This is a genomic window from Polaromonas sp. (assembly GCF_016185115.1).
Lineage (GTDB): Bacteria > Pseudomonadota > Gammaproteobacteria > Burkholderiales > Burkholderiaceae_C > Polaromonas.
The window spans coordinates 1-19787 of record NZ_JACPOF010000004.1; the positions used below are offsets into that span (position 1 = coordinate 1).

The window sequence follows — 19787 nt, forward strand, 5'->3', positions numbered from 1 at the left end:
CAACAAGGTCGTGATGGCGCCGGACCTCGTGGCCCGCATGGCCGAGCTGGGTGTGTACCCCAAGACCGGCACGCCCAAACAGCTGGGCGAGTTTGTGACCGAGCAGCGCGGTGTGTGGAAGAAGGTCGTCACTGACCTGAAACTGCAACCCCAGTAAAACATTTTTTACACATTGGCGGCAGGCCTGCTGCGCCAGCATCGGCCGCCGCGTACCCTGAATTCAACTTCAATCAAAGGAAATCTTCATGACAGCAGCACGCAAAAAAGCCCTGGTGACCGGCGGCGCAACAGGCATAGGCAAAGCCGCAGTACTGGCGCTGGCCAAAGCCGGCTACGACGTGGCCATCAATTACGGCTCAAGCGCCGCCGCGGCCAAGGCTACCGCTCTTGAGGCTGAGAAACTGGGCGCGACCATGCTGTGCATCCAGTGCGATGTGAGCGATGAAACTGGCGTGCGCGCCATGATGAAAACCATTGAAGAGAAGTTCGGTCACCTCGATGCGCTGGTCAACAACGCCGGCACTACCGCCAAGTGGAAGGTGAAGGATCTGGAAAGCCTGGACCTCGATGAGTGGGACCGCACTTTTGCGGTCAATGTGCGCGGCCTGTTCCAGGTGACGCGTGCTGCCGTGCCCTTGCTGAAGAAGGGCAGCAACCCGTCCATCGTCAACACCGCCAGCATCGTCGGCCTGCGTCCCGGCCCGCAGCCCCTGCCTTACGCCGCCAGCAAGGCAGCGGTCGTCAACATGACCAAAACCCTGGCCTGGAACCTGGGCCCCGAGATTCGCGTGAACGCAGTCGCACCGGGCTGGATGGAAGGCGACTGGATGGAACGCATGCTGGGCGACAAATACGAAGACCTCATGGGCAAGCGCGCCCGTGCCACGCCGCTCAAGCGCTGCGTGACGGCAGAGGACGTGGCCGAGACCATGATGAATTTGCTGCAGGGCAACCGCTTTGTCACGGGCGAAATCATCGTCATCGACGGCGGCTTCACGGCCTCGACCTGAACACCCACAAAACAACGCAAAGGCACACATCATGTTGCAAGGCTTTGTACCTTTCCCACCCGAGTTCGCTGCCGACTACCGTGCCAAGGGCTACTGGCGTGACCAGTCGCTGGCGCAGGAGTTCGACGCTGTCTTCAAACGCTACGCCAACAAGATTGCACTGGTCGACGGCAAGCGCGAGTACAGCTACGCCGACCTGGACCGCATCACCGACAACCTGGCACTCAACCTGCTCGAAATCGGCATCAAGCCGCAGGACCGCATCGTGCCGACGCTGCCCAATGTGGCCGAGTTCGTCATCCTGTACTTTGCGCTGCAAAAGCTGGGCGCAATCCCTATCGCCGCGCTGGTAACGCACCGCTACCTCGAGATCAGCCAGTTCGTGAACCTCTCGCAGGCCACCACCTGCGTCTACCCTGAAACGCAGGGCGATTTCGCCTTTGCGCCTGTGATTGACCGTGTACAGGCAGAGCAGCCTTGCCTGAAGTTCCGCATCGTGCTGGGCAAGGCCGGCAAGGGCGAACACTCGCTGGTCGAGCTGATCGAAAAGCCCGCCACGCTCAAACGCAGCGAACTGGAGAAGATCAGGATAGACCCGACCGACCCCTGCATCTTCCAGCTTTCGGGTGGCACAACGGGCATACCCAAACTGATCCCGCGTACCAACAACGACTACGCCTACAACTCCAAGGTCGCTTCGCAAGCCGCGCATGTGGACGGTGACTCTGTACTGCTGCTGGTGCTGCCGATTGCGCACAACCTGCCGCTGGCCTGCCCAGGCATCCAGGGCTTTATGTTCAACGGTGGCAAGGTGGTGGTGCATGCCAACACGCGGCCTGAAGAAATGTTTGCGCTGATCCAGCAGCACAAGGTGACCCACCTCAAAGTGGTGCCGGCCTTGCTGATCCGTCTGATCAACGACCCGTCCATCGGCAAATACGATTTGTCATCGCTCAAGCAGATCCAGAGCGGCGGCCAGCGCATGCAGCCTGAGGTGCGTACCAAAACGACGGAGCTGATTCCCTCGGCTTTTGTGCAGGAGAACTTCGGCATGTCCGAAGGCGTGCTGATGTTTGTCAGCTTTGATGACCCGGCTGATGTGAAGCTTGAAACCTGCGGCCGGCCCATCTGCCCCGACGATGAGGTTCGCCTGGTGGATGACGATGGCAAGGTGGTCGCCTTCGGTGAAGTCGGCGAGCTGACCTGCCGCGGCCCCTACACCCTGCGCGGTTACTACGGCGTGCCGGAGTACAACGCACGCCAGTTCACACCTGACGGCTTTTACCGTTCGGGTGACCTGATGCGCCAGCACCCGTCGGGCAACTACATTGTTGAAGGCCGCAAGAAGGACCTGATCAACCGTGGCGGTGAAAAAATCAGTGCCGAAGAAATCGAGAACCTCGTACTCATGCACCCCGCCGTGCAGAACGTGGCCATCGTGCCCATGCCCGACGCCAACCTGGGCGAGCGCATGTGTGCCTATGTGATTCTTCACAAGGGTCAATCGCTGCAACTCAAGGAACTGGTAGCCTTTCTGCTGACCAAGGAAATCGCCAAATTCAAGCTGCCCGAGCGGCTGGAAGTGCTGGATGAGTTTCCGGTGTCGACCTTCGGCAAGGTGTCGAAAAAAGCGCTGGGCGAAATGGTGACGGCCAAGCTGGCACTGGAACAAGCGGCCACGGCCTGAATCACGGCCTGAACATCAAAATTTAAAGAGAACAGAAAAAATGCGAATCATTGACCTGCACTGCTACCCCGGAACCCAGACATGGATTGACGCCCAGGGCCCTTACCCCGAAGCGCTGGCGACTTACTGGAAGCGCGATTGGGTCGCCAAGGACGAAGAGGGCGTTATCCAGGAATTTACAGACGCGGGCGTTGAAGCCTGTCTGGTCGCACTGGATCTTGAAACCACAGTCGCCACGCCGCCGTGCACCAACGAGTATGTGCACGACATGTGGAAGCGCCACCCCAAACGCGTGATCCAGTGCTGGGGCGCGGTTGAACCTGCCAAGGGCGAAATCGCCATCCAGCAGGCCAAAAAAGCCGTGAAGGAACTCGGCTTTATCGGCTTTCACTTCCACCCCATCATGCAGCACTTTGCGGTGGACGACAGGCGCCACTACGACCTGTTCGAAGTCATCAATGAACTGGGCGCAGCCGTGATGATTGACGTAGGCACGACCGGCATGGGTGCCGGTATGCCGGGCGGCAACGGCGCACGCGTGCGTCATGCGCACCCCTCGGCGATTGACAACCTGGCAGCGGATTTCCCCAACCTGAAAATCATCATGGCCCACCCCGGCTGGCCGTGGGTGGATGAGACCACCGCTGTCGCATTGCACAAGGGCAATGTGTACTGGGAAATGTCGGGCTGGGCGCCCAAACACTTTCCGGGCAACCTGAAGGTCGATATTCGTGGTCGCCTGCAGGACAAGATCATGTTCGGCAGCGATTACCCGAGCCTGCCTTACGAGCGCATCCTGCGCGAGTGGAAAGAACTGGGCTACAAGGACGAAGTGATGGAAAAGATCATGCACGGCAATGCCGAGCGTGTGCTGGGTTTGTAGGCGATGAGCAGCGACGCTCCCCTCCTGCTTGAACGCCACGGCAATGTCGCCGTGCTCACCATCAACCGCCCGCAAACACGCAATGCGCTGTCGGGCGAAGAGGTGTTTTCCGCGTTTGAAAGCCGTTTTGCCGAACTCAACGCCGACAAAGGCGTTCGCGCAGCCATCCTCACCGGCAGCGGCACCGCATTCTGTTCGGGCGGCAATGTTGCGGACATGCGCAACAAGACCGGCATGTTCGGCGGCGGTGCAGCAGAGGTCACCGAGGGCTACCGCGTCGGGATTCAGCGCATACCGCGCGCCTTTCTCACGCTTGAAGTGCCCATCATCGCGGCCGTCAATGGCCCGGCCATGGGCGCGGGCTGTGACCTGGCGAGCATGTGCGACATTCGCATCGCATCAAGCAGCGCGAAGTTCGCAGAGAGTTTTGTCAAGCTGGGCATCATTCCGGGGGATGGTGGTTGCTGGTTGTTGCCGCGCGTTGTCGGGCAGTCGAAAGCGGCCGAGCTTGCGCTGACGGGTGACACGATTTCTGCGGACGAGGCGCTGCGTATCGGGCTGGTCTCGCGTGTAGTGGCGCCTGAAGAGTTGATGGCTGCGGCGCTCGAACTGGCCGGCCGCATTGCCGCCAACCCACGCGAAGTGCTGCGCTGGACCAAACAGCTGCTGCGCCAGGCACAGACCCAGACGCTGGACCAGGCACTTGTTGAAGCGGGCAGGGTACAGGGCCTGGCGCACCAGACAGCCGACCATCATGAAGCCGTCAATGCGTTTTTTGAAAAGCGGCCACCGGTGTTCTCCAAATGAACGCGCAGGACGTGATTCTCGAAACGAGGCCGGCCGATGGCGTGGTGCTGCTGCGCTTGAATCGGCCTGAAGTGCTCAATGCCCTCAACATTGCCTTGCGCCATGCACTGGCTGAAACCTTTGCGCGGCTGGATGCCGACGAGAGCGTGAAAGTCATCGTGCTGACTGGCAACGAGCGCGCTTTCTGTGCAGGTGCCGACCTCACTGAGTACGTGGATGCCACACCGGTCGAGATAGTCAACCGCAATATGGGCCGCCTGTGGGATACCGTTGCTGCTTGCCGCAAGCCGGTTATTGCTGCGGTGCGCGGCCATGCGCTCGGTGGTGGCTGCGAGCTGGCCATGCATGCCGACATCATCATTGCAGGCAAGGGCGCAAGCTTTGGCCAGCCTGAAGTGAAGGTCGGCATCATGCCGGGTGGTGGCGCGACGCAGCGCCTCACGCGTGCTGTCGGCAAATTTGCCGCAATGAAAATTTTGCTGTCGGGTGAACCCTTCAAGGCCGATGCGGCTCTGGCGATGGGGCTGGCCAGTGAAGTTTTGGAAGATTCAGAGGTAGAAGCACGGGCTTTGCAACTGGCAGGCCAACTGGCAGCGCTGCCTGGCATGGCGTTGCGTTTTATCAAGGAGGCTGTGCTGCAGGGCATGAACAACGGCCTGGATGCGGGGCTTGAATTCGAGCGCAAGTGCTTCCCGATTTTGTTTTCGACTGCAGACAAGACCGAAGGCATGCGTGCGCGCCTCGACAAGCGGCCCGCGAAGTTCACGGGTACCTAGTTACCCGCATGCATCCACGTGAATCCGCACACCGGATTCACAAACCGGATGACAGGTATCACGACGATTCATTCGACTTCGTGTGTGACGGAATCTAGGATTAAGCCTACGGCTTAAAAACCAGAAAAACCGGTCTGAACCCAGACTGTTCTGTCAATACAAAGGAGACGACGATGACGATGCAACATACCCCCCACAACTATTCGCGCCGGCAAATGCTGCAGGCTTCGGCCGCAGCAGTGGCCGCAGGCAGTGGCTTCCCCGCCGCGATGGCGCAGGGCAATGAGATGAACATGGCCAAGATCATTCTGGGCTCGCCAGCCGGTACGCTGATGGATCTCTTCTCCCGCCGCATCGCTGACGCGATCCAGCCCGCTTATGCACGCAACATCATTGTCGAGAACCGCAATGGCGCCGGCGGCCAGATCGCAATCTCGGCAGTCAAGGCTGCGCCTGCCGATGGCACGACCATCCTGGCGACGCCGTCGCCCATGATGTACCTCTACCCCTATACCTACAAAAAGCTGCCGTATGACCCGGTCAATGATTTCACGCCGGTCTCGCTGGGTGCTGTGTTTGATGTTGGTTTTGCCGTCGGCCCCATGGTGCCCGCAAGCGTGAAGACCATGCCCGAGTTCTTTACGTGGTGCAAGGCCAACCCGGGCGCTGCCAATTTCGGCTCACCTGCCGCTGCATCAACGCTGCATTTTGTAGGCAGCATGGCTGCGCGCGCCGCTGGCGTTGACCTCACGCATGTGGCCTTCCGCGGAACCACGCCTGCCATCCTGGACATGATTGGCGGCCAGATTGCTGCCGTCTGCGCGCCTGTCGGTGATTTCCTGCCTTTCCTGGCCGATGGCAAGTGCCGCATCCTGGCCACGACGGGCGCAAAACGCAGCCGCTTCGCCCCCAACGTGGCGACCTTCCAGGAGCAGGGCTACAAGGACATCGTGCTCAACGACTGGTTTGCGTTTTTTGTCGCTGCAAAGACACCGCCCGCACATGTGCAGCGCCTTAATGCCGCCATCAAATCCGCACTGGCGACGCCGGCCGTCATCAAGGCGCTTGAAGACAGGGGCCTCGAGCCGCGCTGGTCCACCTCTGCCGACATGGCTGCGCGCCTGAAATCAAACATGGCGCAGTGGGCGCCCATTGCGAAGTCCTTCAATTTCTCGGCAGACTCCTGAACTACGCGGCTCGCTGAAGTACAGCGGCGGCCAGATGAGATTGCCCAGATAAAGGATTAGCCGTGATTGAAGAAAAAGATGTGATGGTCCGCATGCGTGACGGTGTGGAGATCGCCGTACGTATTTACAGGCCTGCCGGGCCTGGCCCTTTTCCCGTGCTGTATGCGGCATCGCCCTACCGCTACGACAACAACGAGTTGCCGGCCACACCGCAGTTTTTGTGGCGCGAGACGGGTCCCATCGAGTTTTACATCGAGCAGGGTTATGCCTATGTGCATGCCGACGTGCGCGGCACCGGCATGTCGGGCGGCGACTATGGCCTTTTCAGCGAGGCCGAGCAGCGCGATCATTACCAGCTCATCGAGTGGATAGCTGCGCAGGCATGGAGCACCGGCAAGGTGGGCGGCATAGGGCAGTCTTACTATGCGATGTCGCAGTGGCACATGGGCATACAGAACCCGCCGCACCTGGCATGTATTGCGCCGTATGACGGCATGCTGGATTTTTACCGCTTCTTCGGCACGCTCAACGGCATCGAGTCGGACTGGTTCGGCATCTGGTTCAACAGCAATGTGCGCGTGGCCAACAAGTACCCGGCCAACGGTGGCAAGCCGCGCGAGCTGCCGCAGGACATGGCCTATCTGGTGGGCCAGCATCCGCTCAACGATGCATTCTGGAAGGAGCGCACGGCGATCAACCGTGTGGGCGAGATCAAAGTGCCGGTCTTTTCCATCGGTGTCTGGGCCAAGCAGGACCTGCACCTGGAGGGCAACATCCTGGCCAGCCGCCTGCTTGGCGAAAAATGCAAGCTGCTTGTCAGCGGCGTGCCCACGCCTTTCCACGCGGCAGGCGAGTTCGAGTCTATTCCCTTTCACCGCGATGTCATGCTGCCGTTTTACGACCGCTACCTCAAGGGCATTCCGTCTGCGTATGACGCCCGGCCGCCTGTGGAATACCCGGTGCGCAATTCGCAGATCAGGAAGCAGGGCTCAGCCTGGCCTCCCGCAAACGCACGGCGTGAGAAGTTGTTTCTGGGCACGGTGAAAACCGGTTCGGTCAATTCGGTCAATGACGGGTCATTGCACCGCGATGCTGGCGCAGGTGAGGGGCGCGATGCCAGCCTCACCTGGAGTTACCCCCATCCTGACTGGGTGCTGGGCACTGCCGTCATCACCCCGCAGGGGCCGGACACGGTGCGCGGCGTGCTGACCTTCACCAGCCCGCCGCTTGAAAACGACAGGATCATGGAGGGTAATGCCAAGGCCGTTATCCACGTTGAGAGTACGCGGCGCGACACCGATGTGTTCGTCAAGATCACCGAGCAGTTCGCGCCCGATGTCGCAGCACCCCCCGGCGCCCAGCCGCGCGCAGTCATCGTGACCAAGGGCTGCCTGCGCGCATCGCATGCGCTGTCACCGAACGCACGCGACCCCAAACTCAGCAACGCCGATACCCCGTACTACCTTCACGAGTCGGAAACATTTTCAGAACCTGGCACCTTGCTGAAGCTTGAAATTCCCTTGCGCTCCATGGCCTACCAGTTCAAGAAGGGAAGCCGCATCCGCATCGAGATTGCCAATACGGACACACCGGTGACTGAAGTTGTCTGGGCGCATATCTACAACCCGCAAAAGATGGGCTCCGACACGATCTACCTGCGTGAGCCGCATGCGTCGTATGTCGAAATCCCGTTCGTTGATTGAAACGTTGGTTCCATGACGCATGGCCGTTGGATTGAAGGAGACATCAGGTGAACCCTGCAAAAAAAATATTCAGGTTTTTCTCGTCTGTGCTGTGTGTCGCCGCTCTGGCGGTCATCGTACCGGCAAACGCGCAATCGCCTTACCCGGCTCGACCAGTCAAGCTCGTAGTTCCCAGCCCGCCGGGAACAGGGCCCGATCTGCTGGCCCGGCTGATGGCGGTGAATCTGTCGGCCAGTCTGGGGCAGCCCTTCGTGGTGGAAAACAAGGTGGGCGCCAACGGCAATATCGCCGCGGAGTTTGTCGCCAGGTCGCCAGCTGACGGTTACACGCTGCTGGTAGGACCTGATGCGCTACTCACCATCAACCCCCATGTGTACGCCAAATTGCCGTTCAACCCGACGGGTGACTTTATTCCCCTGTCGTCGCTTGTCTCGCAGGAACTCTTTCTCTGCGTGAACCCGTCGGTGCCTGTGAAAACCTTGCGGGAGTTCATCGATTTGTCCAGGAAAAGTGGCACACCCCTCAGCTATGCATCGGCGTCGAGCGGCACCCAGAGCCACCTCGCCATGGAAATCCTCAAGACCCGCACCGGCATGAACCTCATGCACGTGCCCTACAAGGGGGGTGCTGCGGCATCATTGGCGACCATGTCCGGCGAGGTGTCGGCGCTGTTCGGCGCCACCGCGCTCAAGCCCCAGATTGCCTCGGGCAAACTCAAGGCGCTGGCTTCCACCGGATCCAAAAGGTCGACCATCCTTCCGGATGTGCCGACAGTGGCCGAGACCGTTCCGGGTTTTGAGAGCGTGCTCTGGATAGGATTGTTTGCGCCTGCCGCAACCCCCCCGGAGGCCGTTGCTGCGATGCGCGGTGCAGTTCAGAAGTTTCTGACCGCCCCGGAATCGCTCGAGAAGATTGGGACCGTGGGGTTCGATCCCTATGTCACATCACCCGAAGCCTTTCGCGACCTGGTGCGCAATGACCTGGTCAAATATGCGCAGGCGGTCAAGGCTGCTGGTGTGAAGCTTGACTGACGGCGACATGACTACTTCACCATACCGCAGCAACTGTGGATGTGACGGCAAGCCGCACCGCATCGACACGCATCACCATATTTTCCCGCCCAGCTATCTGGTCAAAGAGCGCGACCGCATTCTGGCGCCGGCGCCGGGCTATACAAAGCAGTTGACCGAATGGACACCGCAAAAGGCCATCGATGAAATGGACCGCAATGGCGTGGCCACTGCTGTGACATCGATCTCCACCCCGGGCATCTGGTTCGGTAATGCCGAGCAGACACGTGTGCTGGCGCGTGAGTGCAATGAATATGCTGCCACGATGTCCGGCGAACACAAGGGCCGCTTCGGCATTTTTGCGGCCTTGCCTTTGCCGGATGTGGACAACAGCCTGAAGGAAATTGCCTATGCGCTGGATGTGCTGGGCGTCGACGGCTTTGGGCTGGTGACCAACTACGGCGACGTCATGCCCGGCGACCCCCGGCTTGCGCCGGTGTTCGATGAGCTCAATCGCCGCAAGGCGGTGGTTTATTTTCACCCGACGGCGGCGCATTGCTGCATCAACCACGGCACGGGCCTGCCCCCGGCGATTCTCGAGTTTCCATTCGACACCACGCGCGCCATCAGCAGCCTGCTGTGTAGCGGGACTCTGTCACGCTGCCCGGACATTCGTTTCATCTTTTCGCATGGTGGCGGTACCTTGCCCATGCTTGCGGGGCGCATCGCCCGTGTGCTCACGGTGCGCAAGGAACTGGCCGAAAAAGTGCCGCTGGGCGCCATGCATGAGTTCAGGAAGCTTCACTACGACATGGTCAGCATCAATACTGCGGCAGCCTTCCAGGCCGTGCGCTCGCTGGCCGAGATACCGCAGTTGCTGTTTGGAAGTGATTTCCCTTACTGGTCTCCATCCGTGGCGGTCGAAGAGCTCTCGCAGCTTGGCCTGACAGAGCAGGAGGTGTGCGACATCGAGCGGAACAATGCGCTGAGGCTGCTGCCGCGCCTGGGAACTGCCATGAAAGCAAACGATGGAAAGAATTGACGAACGGCTTTGCAACATCGTCTCGACCGCCGAACTGGAGCGGCGCTGGGCCCTGGTCCGCAAGCGCATGGAAGACGAGAAGATCGACGTGCTGGTGGCGCACGGCACCAACGGTTATGGCGGCGGCCCGGGGCATTTCAGGTGGCTGACGGGCATACCGGTCATGAACAGCTACGCGCAGGTCGTGATCTTCCCCAGGGACGGGCTGGCCACCGTGATCCACCACGGCGACTTCGGCGGCCGCAAGGAGAACGATCCGGCGACGCCTGAGTTCAGGGGCATAGGCGAGCGCTTCATGACGCCCAGCTTTCCTGCAATTTCCTATGCCGCAGGATATGAGGCGGAAATCGCTGCAAGGGTCATCAAGGAGCGCGGTTATTCGAGGATCGGCCTGGTGGCGCCGTCGTCGGTGTATCACGGCTTTGTGAGCCGCCTGCACGAACTGGTGGGCAGCGGGAAGATCGTGGACTTCACGGAACCAATCGACGGTTTCAAGGCCATCAAGAGCGACGAAGACATCGCCTGGATACGGCAATCCGCGAGGATGCAGGACGAAGTGATGTCGGAGATCGCAGGCTTCGTGACGCCGGGCATGAAAGACTTCGAGGTAATGGCTTATGCGCAATACCTGGGTCAATTGCGGGGCAGCGAGGGCGGCTACATGATAGGCACCTCGGCGCCCATGGGCCAGCCGGCCATGATCCGCCACCGGCCTTTTCAGGGCCGGACCATACGGGATGGTGATGTGCTGATGTTCCAGTGTGAAAACAGCGGCCCGGGCGGCTTTTTTGTGCACCTCGGCCGCATGTTCGTGCTGGGCAAGGCATCGCAGGAAATGAAGGATGCTTTCGAGGAGGTGGTCGAGGCGCAGAAGTACACGCTGGGGCTGCTGCAGCCGGGCGTGTCTTGCCGCGAGGTGTTCCACCAGTTCAACGGCTACCTGCGGTCGCGCAGGCTGCCCGAGGAAAGGCGTTTGCATTGCCACGGCCAGGGGTATGAAGTGGTCGAGCGCCCCCTGGTGCGGGACGATGAATCCATGGACATCGCGGCCGGCATGAACATCGGCATCCATCCGGCCATAGCCAATGCACGCATGTTTGTGACGGTGTGCGACAACTTCCTGTTGACCGACGGCGCGCCTGAGCGGCTGCACGCCACGCCGCAGCAGATTTTCGAGATTTGACTTTAGTCCCTGCAGGATAACGCGCATGAAAAAACCAGAACTGCTGATACTGCTGCCACATGAAAAAATGCGCAGCAAGCTGCAACAGCTCATCGCTTCCCGCTTTCCGGATGTCACGTTGCACATGGCAGGGGACAAGGCCGGGGCATTGCCGGTCATCGGGTCTGCCGATGTGATCGTGACTTTCGGCTCCATGCTGGCTTCGCCGCTGCTTGCGAGTGCGCGCGAACTCAAATGGGTGCATTCGCTGGGGACGGGCGTGGATGGCATCTGCGACAACCCCGAATTGGCAGCTGGGGTGGCTGTCACGGCGACGCGGGGCATTCACGGGCCCGTGATGTCGGAGATGGCTTTTTGCATGATGCTGGCGCTCAGCCGAGACCTTCCGCGCAATATACGCAGCCAGGCTGTGCACAAGTGGGACCGCTGGCCGGCAGCGCTGCTGTTCAACAAGAAGATCGGGATTATTGGGGTCGGCGCCATCGCGCAGGATATTGCCCTGCGATGCAAGGCCTTCGGCATGCATGTGACCGGCGTTTCCCGCGCGCCGCGCGAACTGGCCAACTTCGACCGCATGGTCGGTCACGAAGGCATGCTTGATGCAGTCAGGGATTTTGATTACGTGGTGCTGACCATTCCCTACGCGCCTGAAAGCCACCACATCGTCAACGCGAAGTTTTTGTCGCAGATGAAAGCCAGCAGCTTCCTGGTAAACATTGCAAGAGGAGGTGTCGTCGATGAGGCTGCACTGCTTGAAGCCCTGAAGAACCGACAGATTGCAGGTGCCGGACTGGATGTCTTTGTCACTGAGCCTTTGCCTGCAGACAGCCCTTTCTGGGTCCTTGACAACGTGATCATCACGGCCCATCAGGGCGGGTTCTCAAACACCTATATTGCCGATGCCTTTCCGTGCCTGGCGCACCACCTTGAAATTTTTTGCGCTTCGGGTGTGGACGGCATGGACAGTTTGATTGCACATTGAATTTTTACCGCATATATATGGCAGTTACCCCTGATTAGTGCTTTCATCGTGCCGCCAAAAGCGGGAGGACGAATCTTTGCAAAACTGGAAACTGGCGATTGCCGTGTTCGTCAACTTGTTGCGAGCGGATGACGCGGTCATTCGTTGCAACCGCCGCCCATGCCCGGCGTTTAGGGCTGCGGGTTGGGTAACGGTGACCTTGGCGCAACTGCGCCAGGTATCCGCCGTGATCTTTTGCTTGCCCACAGGCAAAGCATCTGGATTTGCAGCAGAAGACTGATTTCAATCAGTATTTTTTAAAAGGAAGACCGAATGTCTACCCATCAACAAGAGATTGAGCGACTCAAGTCGCTCATGCTCAAAAAATCGTATTACGTGATGTTTCGCAAGGTGATTGACCGCAGCAAACTTGCTGCCGTGCTGCTGGATCACTACCACTGGATCATCGCCCTGGAGAAGAAGGGGCTGGTGTTTGCCTCGGGTCCCTTGTTCGAGGCGGATGGAAGTCAGGGCGTGGGCATGACGGTCTTTCGCGCCAGTTCAGAGGAGGAGGCTTCGGCGCTGGCGGCGGGGGACCCATTCTGCGCTTTGGGCGCAATGACGTTCACCATTCAACGCTGGCAACTGAATGAGGGCCGGATTCAAATCCACCTGGACATCTCCGATCAAACCTACAGCCTGGGGTAAACGATGGCACAAGTGAACTCTCTTCGCGGCGTGACGCTGGCCACAACGTCGCGCGACATACAAATGCGCTTCTACTCCGAACTGTGGGGCCTGACACCCGTTGTGTATTCCAGCGCCAATTCAACACGCTGGCTGCGAGCACGCGGCTCCGAGCCATGGGTGCTCGGATTCACGGATGCCGCGCGCAACGGGCTGGAGCGGCTGCGGCTTGGTGCAGCCTCCAATGCCGCCGTCATCGCATTGCACGCCCGTGCGCTAGCCGCTGGCTGCCCTGTTCTGACTGAGCCAGCGCCACTGGAAGGGCCTGGGGCGTATTTCGGTTTTCTGCTGCACGATCCCGACGGACGAATCGTCGAAATCAGCGCCACTGAGCAACACGCTGCGCGGACAGACCTGGATACACCCTTGCCATTGCGCATGAGCCATGTGGTGCTCAACTCGCCCGACACACGTCGCACACTGGCCTTTTACTTAGACATCCTGGGTTTTCAGATATCTGATTGGTATGAAAACGATGCCATCGTGTTTCTGCGGTGCAATGAAGATCATCACTGCCTGGGCATCGGACAAGGCAGCAATACGGCGATCAACCACATGGCATTCCTGGTTGATGATGAAGCAGCCGTCCTGGCCGCAAGCGAACGCGCCAAAGCGGCTGGTGTACCGCAAATTTGGGGGGCGGGAAGGCACGGGCCTGGCGGCAATGTGTTCAGTTATTTTCGGGATCCGGCTAACTTTGTTTGTGAATACACCGCCGAACTCATCCAGATCGAACCCGACCAGGTGTGGAATGCAAAAGAATGGAAGCGCACGCCACAGAACGCCAATGTTTGGGGAACGGGCGGGCCCACGCCTGAAGCCATTCGCTTGATGAGCGGTGAATTTTAAATAGAGGAGGTAGACGACATGATGACGTTTAACAAGGCGACTGGCATGACCACCGTAGCCACAATTTCACGCAGTCGAGCACTGCGCGCACTCGCCCGATCCGATCAGCTTGAAACGGCCAAACTGGTCATTGGCTCGCCACCAGATTACGTCCTCAATGCCTTCTCTTGATGCCCATGCTGATCGGTGGGCGTATTCCCGCACAACACCATCGTCGCGGCAGATTAATCTTTAGAAAACCCAACTACCATGAAATCCACTTTTATCAAATTGCCTATCATCTCAGCCGTACTGCTGACCATCGCCTGGCTTTTGGGGAAACTGATCCCGTTTTACACCGTATTCAAGCTGCTGCACGTCCTGGCATTCGTTCTACTGGGCGCCGGACTGTTGGGCGTTCTGGTGAGTGACCTGCGTGCGCGTCGGGCGCAGTCGTTGCCGCTCCTCGTTGACTCTCTCGAAGCCATGATGACTTTTTATTACAAGCTGGTCATGCCCGGTTCCCTGGGCATTTTGTTGAGTGGCTTCACCATGATTTTTGGCTACTACGGGTGGACGTTCCTTGATATGCCATGGCTGTCGGGGATGATGGTTTTGTTCGTGTTCGAGTTTTTTGAGGGCCACCTCATCATGAAGATGCACTACCTGAAGCTGCGCGAAGGTGTCGCTCAGGCCAAGGCAACGGGTGGCTGCGTTCCCGCGCTTGAGAGCGAGCTACGGGCCAGACTCACAACGGCGACGCACTTTCTCGATGTGCCCAACTTTGCGCTGATTGTGGTGCTGGGCATTCTGCGGCCTACCGATTGGACTGTTTTTGCCGTCGGACTGCCGCTGGTGATTGTGGTGACCGCGTGGATGACCAACCGCATCCCGAAACGCCTGCCCTGGCAAGGCGCTTTTACCAAGTCGCCATCGGCTGCGTAATGGGTATTTGCCAGCCATGAAAGAGCGCATCTTTTGGCTGGGATTGGCCGTTGCGTTCCTCATTGCAGCATGGCTACTGAATTCGCACGTGCCCTGGGCGATCAACCTGCTGTTGCCTGCAGCTGGCTGGTTTGCCTTGAAAGGCCTGACTTGATTTTGGAAATGGATAATCCCGGTTAAAGTCAATAGAGGGCTTTCATTTCTGTTCGTGCATGAACATCAACACCGTCGACCTCAATCTCTTCCTGGTTTTTCAGGCGATCTACGCAACCCGCAGTGTGACGCTGGCGGGTGATCGTCTTGGCATGTCCCAGTCTGCGGTCAGCAATGCACTCAAGCGTCTGCGAGAGCGCTTTGACGACCCGCTTTTTGTGCGCACGCCCAATGGCATGGTGCCCAGCGCTGTCGCTGCAAAGCTGATTGAACCGGTCGAAGAAGGCCTGGCCAAGCTGAACCAGGCCATAGACCAGAGCCGGCGCTTTGACCCGGCCACTTCAAACCAGCTGTTCCGGATTGCGGTCAATGACATCGGGCAACTGGTGCTGATGCCCCCCTTGCTGGCCAAAGCCCAGGAGCTGGCCCCCCACGTGAGATTTGAAACAGTCGAAGCTTCGCCATCCAATTGCAGGCAACTGATGGTTGACGGCGAGATTGACATGGCCATTGGCAGCTGGCAGCCACTCGGTACCGGCATCTATCAACAGCGCCTGTTTGAGGAGGGTTATGTGGCGCTGCTGAGTGCAGATCACGAATTGAAAGCCGAAAAACTGGAGCTTCCCGAGTATCTCGATGCGGCGCATATCGTTTACCGGCCCAGCGGCGCCAGTTATGACGCCCTGCATTCAACCTTGTCGGAACTGAACGTCCTGGACAAGCGCAAGGTGGTATTGACTGCCGTTCATTCGCTCGGGCTGTCAACCATGGTGGCTAACTCACGATTGCTGCTCAGTGTGCCGGAGCGGCTCGCGCTGGCCATGGCTGCCTCACGCACCGGTTTGCGCATCGCGCAGCTGCCATTTGATGTGCCGCGCTTTCCCATCAAGCAGCAGTGGCACGAGCAGCGTCATGCCGATGCAGGCCACCAGTGGCTGCGCCGTATGGTGTTCGACATCTTCAACGACCTGCCGTAACTTTTGGAAACAAGCCCGGCTGTCGCCGATGTTACGTGGTGAGGGTTTCTACGTGGACGCGGCCGGATACGCAGTCGTAGCATGTACGCGTGCCGAGCCTGGAACCGGTTGCCGGTTCGGGGCGGACTGACGATAGCAACTCCAGAAGGACCCCCCACCATGAGCACAAAATTCAACGTCAACGGCCGCGCCGTGTCCGTCAATGCCGAGCCGGATACGCCCCTGTTATGGGTGATACGCGACGAACTCGGCATGACGGGTACCAAATTCGGCTGTGGTGTGGCGCTGTGCGGCGCCTGCACTGTGCATCTCAATGGCCAGCCGGTACGTTCCTGCCAGACGCCGCTGTCGGCTGTTGCGGGTAAAAAGGTAGCCACTGTTGAAAGCCTGTCGCGCAACAACACCCACCCGCTGCAGGTGGCGTGGATCAAACACGATGTGCCGCAATGCGGTTATTGCCAGTCCGGGCAACTGATGAGCGCTGCAGCCCTGCTCAAGGGCAACAGCAACCCCAGCGATACCGATATTGATGCGGCCATGAGCGGCAATATTTGCCGCTGCGGGACTTACCCGCGCATCAAGGCCGCCATCAAGGATGCCGCTTCAACCATGCGCAAAGCCTGAGGGGAACATCATGAATGCTTCACTACAAACCGCGTCCCTGAACCGCCGCAGCTTCCTCAAGACATCATCCACGGTGACCGGCGGGCTGATGCTTGGTGTCAGCCTTGGCCTGCCGCTGTCAACGCAGGCTGCCGGCACGCTTTACACGCCCAATGCCTGGGTGCATATCGCCGATGACAACACCATCACGCTGATATCGGCGCGTTCTGAAATGGGGCAGGGTGTCTACACGTCCATGCCCATGCTGATTGCGGAAGAACTCAATGTCGACATTCGCCGCATCAAGGTGGCGATTGCGCCGCCCGACGGCAAGGTCTATGGCAACGCATTGCTGGGTGGCCCGCAACTGACCGGCGGCTCTACCTCGGTGCGCGATGGCTGGGAAAAACTCCGCATTGCCGGCGCGCAGGTGCGCACCATGCTGGTATCTGCAGCAGCCGCAAAGTGGAATGTGGACGCATCTACGCTGAGAGCCGAAAACGGTGTGGTGATTGGCGCGAAAGGCAGGCGCGCGACCTATGGGTCCCTGGCAGAAGCCGCATCCAAGTTGCCTGTGCCCGAGAAGGTTGCGCTGAAAGATCCGAAAGACTTCACCATCATCGGCAAGCCGACGAAACGGCTTGACACGCCGGCCAAAACCAACGGCACGGCCGAGTTTGGTATTGATGTGAAGATGCCTGGAATGGTCTATGCCTCGCTGGAGCAATGCCCTGTGATTGGCGGGACTGTCAAAAGCTTTGATGGCGCCAGGGCGAAGGCGATGCCCGGTGTGATTGATGTGGTGCAGATTCCCGATGGCGTCGCGGTTGTCGCCGACAGCTACTGGCATGCCAGAAAGGCCAGAGCCGCCTTGAGCATTGTGTGGGATGAAGGCCCGGGTGCGGCGATTACCAATGCCTCCATGCTGGAAGGTATTCGCAAGGCGACGGACAAACCCCTGCCGCTGAAGGCTGTGGGTGATGCCGATGCGGTGATTGCCGGCGCCGCCAAAGTGGTTCGCGCCGAATACGTTTCGCCGCTGCTGGCGCACGCCACCATGGAACCCATGAACTTCACTGCCAGTTACAGCAACGGCAAGATGGCCCTGATAGGCCCGACCCAGTGGCAGGACGGCGCGCAGGGCGCTGTGGCAAAGGCGCTGGGCATGAAGCCCGAAGACATCACGGTTAAAACCACTTTCCTGGGAGGCGGTTTTGGCCGGCGCATTGATCTTGACTTTATCGTGCAGGCGGCCCAGATATCAAAGGCGGTCAACAAGCCGGTCAAGCTGCTGTGGACGCGGGAAGACGACATGACGCACGACTTCTACCGGCCCATGTCCGTGCACCAGCTGGCGGCAGCAGTGGGGCCTGACGGCAAACCGACAGCAATGACTTTCCGCATGGTGTCGCAGTCGGTGACGGGCCGTGTGTTTGGGCTGCCCGGCGAGGCGCAGGACCCGCTGATGACCGAGGCGGCACTTGCGCCTTACGACATCCCGGCGACGCGCCATGAGATCGTCAAGCATGACAGTGGCCTGCGCGTGGGCTACTGGCGATCGGTCAGCCATGCGCTCAACGCTTTTGCCAATGAAAGCTTCATCGACGAACTGGCCGCAGGTGCAGGCAAGGACCCCTATGCCTACCGCATGGCCCTGCTTGAAAAACAGCCGCGTTTTGCGAATGTGCTCAGGATGGCGGCCGACAAGGCAGGGTGGGCCACACCGGCACCTGCGGGCCGCTACCGGGGTATTGCGCTGATGGAAGGTTATGACACCTATATGGCGCAGGTGGCCGAGATATCCGTCAAGGACAAACAGATCACCGTGCACAAGGTGACCGTGGTCGCAGACCTTGGCCGCATGGTCAACCCCGACACCGTGATCGCGCAAATCCAGTCGAGTGTGGTGTTCGGCTTGACTGCAGCGCTGAACAGCCAGATCACGCTGGACAAGGGGCGCGTGCAGCAGACCAACTTCGGCGACTATCCCGTGTTGCGCATGAACGAGGTGCCGGTGATTGACATCACGCTGGTGCCGAGTACCGAAAAGCCTGGCGGCATTGGCGAGCCTGCAACGGCGCTGGTCGCCCCTGCAGTTGCCAATGCGCTGTTTGCTGCAACAGGAAAGCGCGTGCGGCAATTGCCGCTGCACGACAACCTGGCCAGGGCGTGACGATGACTGGCAGGAATGGCCTGAACTGAAAACACATCGGCCTCCGCCGATGCGGGGCCGATTTTTGGTAACCTGCGGGTATGGACAACATTGATCTCGAAGTTCTGAAGACCTGTTCGCAGTGGCTGGCCTCAGGCCTGCGCTGTGAGCTTGTGACTGTGCTTAAAACCTGGGGTTCCAGCCCGCGGCCTGAGGGGTCCATGCTGGCCATCTGTGAGGATGGCCGTGTGGTGGGTTCGGTTTCAGGTGGCTGCATCGAAGACGACATGATCGACAGGGCGCGGCGTGAAGGCCTGAGCCGTACGCTTCCTGCAGTCGTGACCTACGGCATGACGGCGGATGAGGCCCACCGGTTTGGCCTGCCTTGCGGCGGCACGATTGAACTGGCCATAGAGCCGCTGTCAGTGGAGAGCAGGATTGACGACATGCTGCAGCGCCTGGGTGCAGGTGAACTGGTGGCGCGCCGGCTGGACATGCAGACCGGCGTGGTCACACTCAGCAATGCATTGCCCGCGCAGTCGATGCAGGTCTCTGCAAATGCGCTGGTCACCTTGCATGGGCCGCGCTGGCGCCTGCTGATCATTGGCGCCGGGCAGCTGTCGCGTTTTGTCGCGCAGATCGCACAAGGCATGGATTACGCCGTCACGGTTTGCGACCCGCGCGAGGAGTATCGCAACTCATGGCAGGTCCCCGGTGTGGAGCTGGTCACCGACATGCCTGACGATGTCGTTCAGTCCATGAAGCTGGACAGCCGCTGCGCCGTTATTGCACTGACGCACGACCCCAAGCTCGACGACCTGGCCCTCATGGAGGCCTTGCGTTCGGACGCTTTTTACGTGGGTGCCATTGGTTCGCGCGTCAACAACCAGCGCCGCCGCGAGCGGCTGGCCGAACACTTTGAGATGACTGATGAGGAGCTGAACCGGCTGCATGGGCCTATCGGTATTTATATCGGCAGCAAGACGCCTTCGGAGATTGCGATCTCGATTCTTGCGCAGCTCACAGCCGTCAAGAACGGCGTGGCCCTTTCACGAGCCTCAAGCGTTGCAGATGCCAAGAGTGAACTGGGCCTTCCGCCCACCGGTGAGGTGTGTGAGGTTACCGGCTGACGG

Annotated in this window: 20 protein-coding genes; all 20 read left to right on the top strand. The window is 59.6% G+C overall.

The annotated features are described in order from the left end of the window. The first annotated feature begins 245 nt into the window (after positions 1-245). Complete coding sequence (locus tag HYX42_RS00750) at positions 246-1010, top strand: SDR family oxidoreductase (RefSeq protein ID WP_293398693.1); 765 nt, start codon at positions 246-248, stop codon at positions 1008-1010. A gap of 31 nt (positions 1011-1041) precedes the next feature. Continuing rightward, positions 1042-2697, top strand: a complete 1656-nt coding sequence (locus tag HYX42_RS00755; protein WP_293398694.1) for an AMP-binding protein — start codon at positions 1042-1044, stop codon at positions 2695-2697. A gap of 40 nt (positions 2698-2737) precedes the next feature. Then, positions 2738-3580, top strand: a complete 843-nt coding sequence (locus HYX42_RS00760; RefSeq protein ID WP_293398695.1) for an amidohydrolase family protein — start codon at positions 2738-2740, stop codon at positions 3578-3580. Positions 3581-3583: 3 nt separating this feature from the next. After that, positions 3584-4387 carry a crotonase/enoyl-CoA hydratase family protein gene (locus HYX42_RS00765; RefSeq protein ID WP_293398696.1) on the top strand — a complete coding sequence of 268 codons (804 nt, stop codon included), beginning with the start codon at positions 3584-3586 and terminating at the stop codon, positions 4385-4387. After that, a complete protein-coding gene (locus HYX42_RS00770; RefSeq protein WP_293398697.1) occupies positions 4384-5163 on the top strand; it encodes an enoyl-CoA hydratase-related protein in 780 nt (259 codons plus the stop codon). Before HYX42_RS00765 ends, HYX42_RS00770 begins: the two co-directional genes overlap by 4 nt. A gap of 173 nt (positions 5164-5336) precedes the next feature. Beyond that, the gene (locus HYX42_RS00775) at positions 5337-6350 is read left to right on the top strand and encodes a Bug family tripartite tricarboxylate transporter substrate binding protein (protein WP_293398698.1); all 1014 of its coding nucleotides are present in this window, start codon (positions 5337-5339) and stop codon (positions 6348-6350) included. A 62-nt stretch (positions 6351-6412) separates the two neighbouring features. Further along, a complete protein-coding gene (locus HYX42_RS00780; protein ID WP_293398699.1) occupies positions 6413-8053 on the top strand; it encodes a CocE/NonD family hydrolase in 1641 nt (546 codons plus the stop codon). Positions 8054-8100: 47 nt separating this feature from the next. After that, entirely contained in the window at positions 8101-9084 is a 984-nt protein-coding gene (locus HYX42_RS00785) for a tripartite tricarboxylate transporter substrate binding protein (protein ID WP_293398700.1), read from the top strand. A gap of 7 nt (positions 9085-9091) precedes the next feature. After that, positions 9092-10105 carry an amidohydrolase family protein gene (locus HYX42_RS00790; protein WP_293398701.1) on the top strand — a complete coding sequence of 338 codons (1014 nt, stop codon included), beginning with the start codon at positions 9092-9094 and terminating at the stop codon, positions 10103-10105. Next, positions 10092-11288: a M24 family metallopeptidase gene (locus tag HYX42_RS00795; protein WP_293398702.1), complete on the top strand. Its 1197-nt coding sequence runs from the start codon at positions 10092-10094 to the stop codon at positions 11286-11288. The genes HYX42_RS00790 and HYX42_RS00795 overlap by 14 nt, the downstream gene beginning before the upstream one ends. A 25-nt stretch (positions 11289-11313) precedes the next feature. Continuing rightward, a complete protein-coding gene (locus tag HYX42_RS00800; RefSeq protein ID WP_293398703.1) occupies positions 11314-12270 on the top strand; it encodes a D-2-hydroxyacid dehydrogenase in 957 nt (318 codons plus the stop codon). 312 nt (positions 12271-12582) lie between these two features. Next, complete coding sequence (locus HYX42_RS00805) at positions 12583-12957, top strand: YciI family protein (protein WP_293398704.1); 375 nt, start codon at positions 12583-12585, stop codon at positions 12955-12957. Between the two features lie 3 nt (positions 12958-12960). Beyond that, positions 12961-13845, top strand: coding sequence for a VOC family protein (locus HYX42_RS00810; RefSeq protein WP_293398705.1), 885 nt, complete (start codon positions 12961-12963; stop codon positions 13843-13845). Between the two features lie 18 nt (positions 13846-13863). Continuing rightward, complete coding sequence (locus HYX42_RS00815) at positions 13864-14016, top strand: hypothetical protein (RefSeq protein WP_293398706.1); 153 nt, start codon at positions 13864-13866, stop codon at positions 14014-14016. 78 nt (positions 14017-14094) lie between these two features. After that, on the top strand, positions 14095-14769 hold the full coding sequence (locus tag HYX42_RS00820; RefSeq protein WP_293398707.1) for a DUF2269 family protein: 675 nt from the start codon (positions 14095-14097) through the stop codon (positions 14767-14769). Positions 14770-14785: 16 nt separating this feature from the next. Beyond that, positions 14786-14923, top strand: a complete 138-nt coding sequence (locus HYX42_RS00825; RefSeq protein WP_293398708.1) for a hypothetical protein — start codon at positions 14786-14788, stop codon at positions 14921-14923. A 58-nt stretch (positions 14924-14981) separates the two neighbouring features. After that, entirely contained in the window at positions 14982-15899 is a 918-nt protein-coding gene (locus HYX42_RS00830) for a LysR family transcriptional regulator (protein ID WP_293398709.1), read from the top strand. A 159-nt stretch (positions 15900-16058) separates the two neighbouring features. After that, a complete protein-coding gene (locus HYX42_RS00835; protein ID WP_293398710.1) occupies positions 16059-16523 on the top strand; it encodes a (2Fe-2S)-binding protein in 465 nt (154 codons plus the stop codon). A 10-nt stretch (positions 16524-16533) separates the two neighbouring features. Further along, the gene (locus HYX42_RS00840) at positions 16534-18675 is read left to right on the top strand and encodes a xanthine dehydrogenase family protein molybdopterin-binding subunit (RefSeq protein ID WP_293398711.1); all 2142 of its coding nucleotides are present in this window, start codon (positions 16534-16536) and stop codon (positions 18673-18675) included. An 80-nt stretch (positions 18676-18755) separates the two neighbouring features. Beyond that, positions 18756-19784, top strand: a complete 1029-nt coding sequence (locus tag HYX42_RS00845) for an XdhC family protein (protein ID WP_293398712.1) — start codon at positions 18756-18758, stop codon at positions 19782-19784. Positions 19785-19787 lie beyond the last annotated feature (3 nt).

What these genes read in the sequence shown, in the direction of transcription:
- HYX42_RS00775 (WP_293398698.1), top strand. Translation starts at nt 5,337, where the DNA reads ATGACGATGCAACATACCCCCCACAACTATTCGCGCCGGCAAATGCTG.
- HYX42_RS00810 (WP_293398705.1), top strand. Translation starts at nt 12,961, where the DNA reads ATGGCACAAGTGAACTCTCTTCGCGGCGTGACGCTGGCCACAACGTCG.
- HYX42_RS00800 (WP_293398703.1), top strand. Translation starts at nt 11,314, where the DNA reads ATGAAAAAACCAGAACTGCTGATACTGCTGCCACATGAAAAAATGCGC.
- HYX42_RS00845 (WP_293398712.1), top strand. Translation starts at nt 18,756, where the DNA reads ATGGACAACATTGATCTCGAAGTTCTGAAGACCTGTTCGCAGTGGCTG.
- HYX42_RS00830 (WP_293398709.1), top strand. Translation starts at nt 14,982, where the DNA reads ATGAACATCAACACCGTCGACCTCAATCTCTTCCTGGTTTTTCAGGCG.
- HYX42_RS00840 (WP_293398711.1), top strand. Translation starts at nt 16,534, where the DNA reads ATGAATGCTTCACTACAAACCGCGTCCCTGAACCGCCGCAGCTTCCTC.
- HYX42_RS00815 (WP_293398706.1), top strand. Translation starts at nt 13,864, where the DNA reads ATGATGACGTTTAACAAGGCGACTGGCATGACCACCGTAGCCACAATT.
- HYX42_RS00750 (WP_293398693.1), top strand. Translation starts at nt 246, where the DNA reads ATGACAGCAGCACGCAAAAAAGCCCTGGTGACCGGCGGCGCAACAGGC.
- HYX42_RS00825 (WP_293398708.1), top strand. Translation starts at nt 14,786, where the DNA reads ATGAAAGAGCGCATCTTTTGGCTGGGATTGGCCGTTGCGTTCCTCATT.
- HYX42_RS00765 (WP_293398696.1), top strand. Translation starts at nt 3,584, where the DNA reads ATGAGCAGCGACGCTCCCCTCCTGCTTGAACGCCACGGCAATGTCGCC.
- HYX42_RS00760 (WP_293398695.1), top strand. Translation starts at nt 2,738, where the DNA reads ATGCGAATCATTGACCTGCACTGCTACCCCGGAACCCAGACATGGATT.
- HYX42_RS00795 (WP_293398702.1), top strand. Translation starts at nt 10,092, where the DNA reads ATGGAAAGAATTGACGAACGGCTTTGCAACATCGTCTCGACCGCCGAA.
- HYX42_RS00820 (WP_293398707.1), top strand. Translation starts at nt 14,095, where the DNA reads ATGAAATCCACTTTTATCAAATTGCCTATCATCTCAGCCGTACTGCTG.
- HYX42_RS00755 (WP_293398694.1), top strand. Translation starts at nt 1,042, where the DNA reads ATGTTGCAAGGCTTTGTACCTTTCCCACCCGAGTTCGCTGCCGACTAC.
- HYX42_RS00770 (WP_293398697.1), top strand. Translation starts at nt 4,384, where the DNA reads ATGAACGCGCAGGACGTGATTCTCGAAACGAGGCCGGCCGATGGCGTG.
- HYX42_RS00790 (WP_293398701.1), top strand. Translation starts at nt 9,092, where the DNA reads ATGACTACTTCACCATACCGCAGCAACTGTGGATGTGACGGCAAGCCG.
- HYX42_RS00805 (WP_293398704.1), top strand. Translation starts at nt 12,583, where the DNA reads ATGTCTACCCATCAACAAGAGATTGAGCGACTCAAGTCGCTCATGCTC.
- HYX42_RS00835 (WP_293398710.1), top strand. Translation starts at nt 16,059, where the DNA reads ATGAGCACAAAATTCAACGTCAACGGCCGCGCCGTGTCCGTCAATGCC.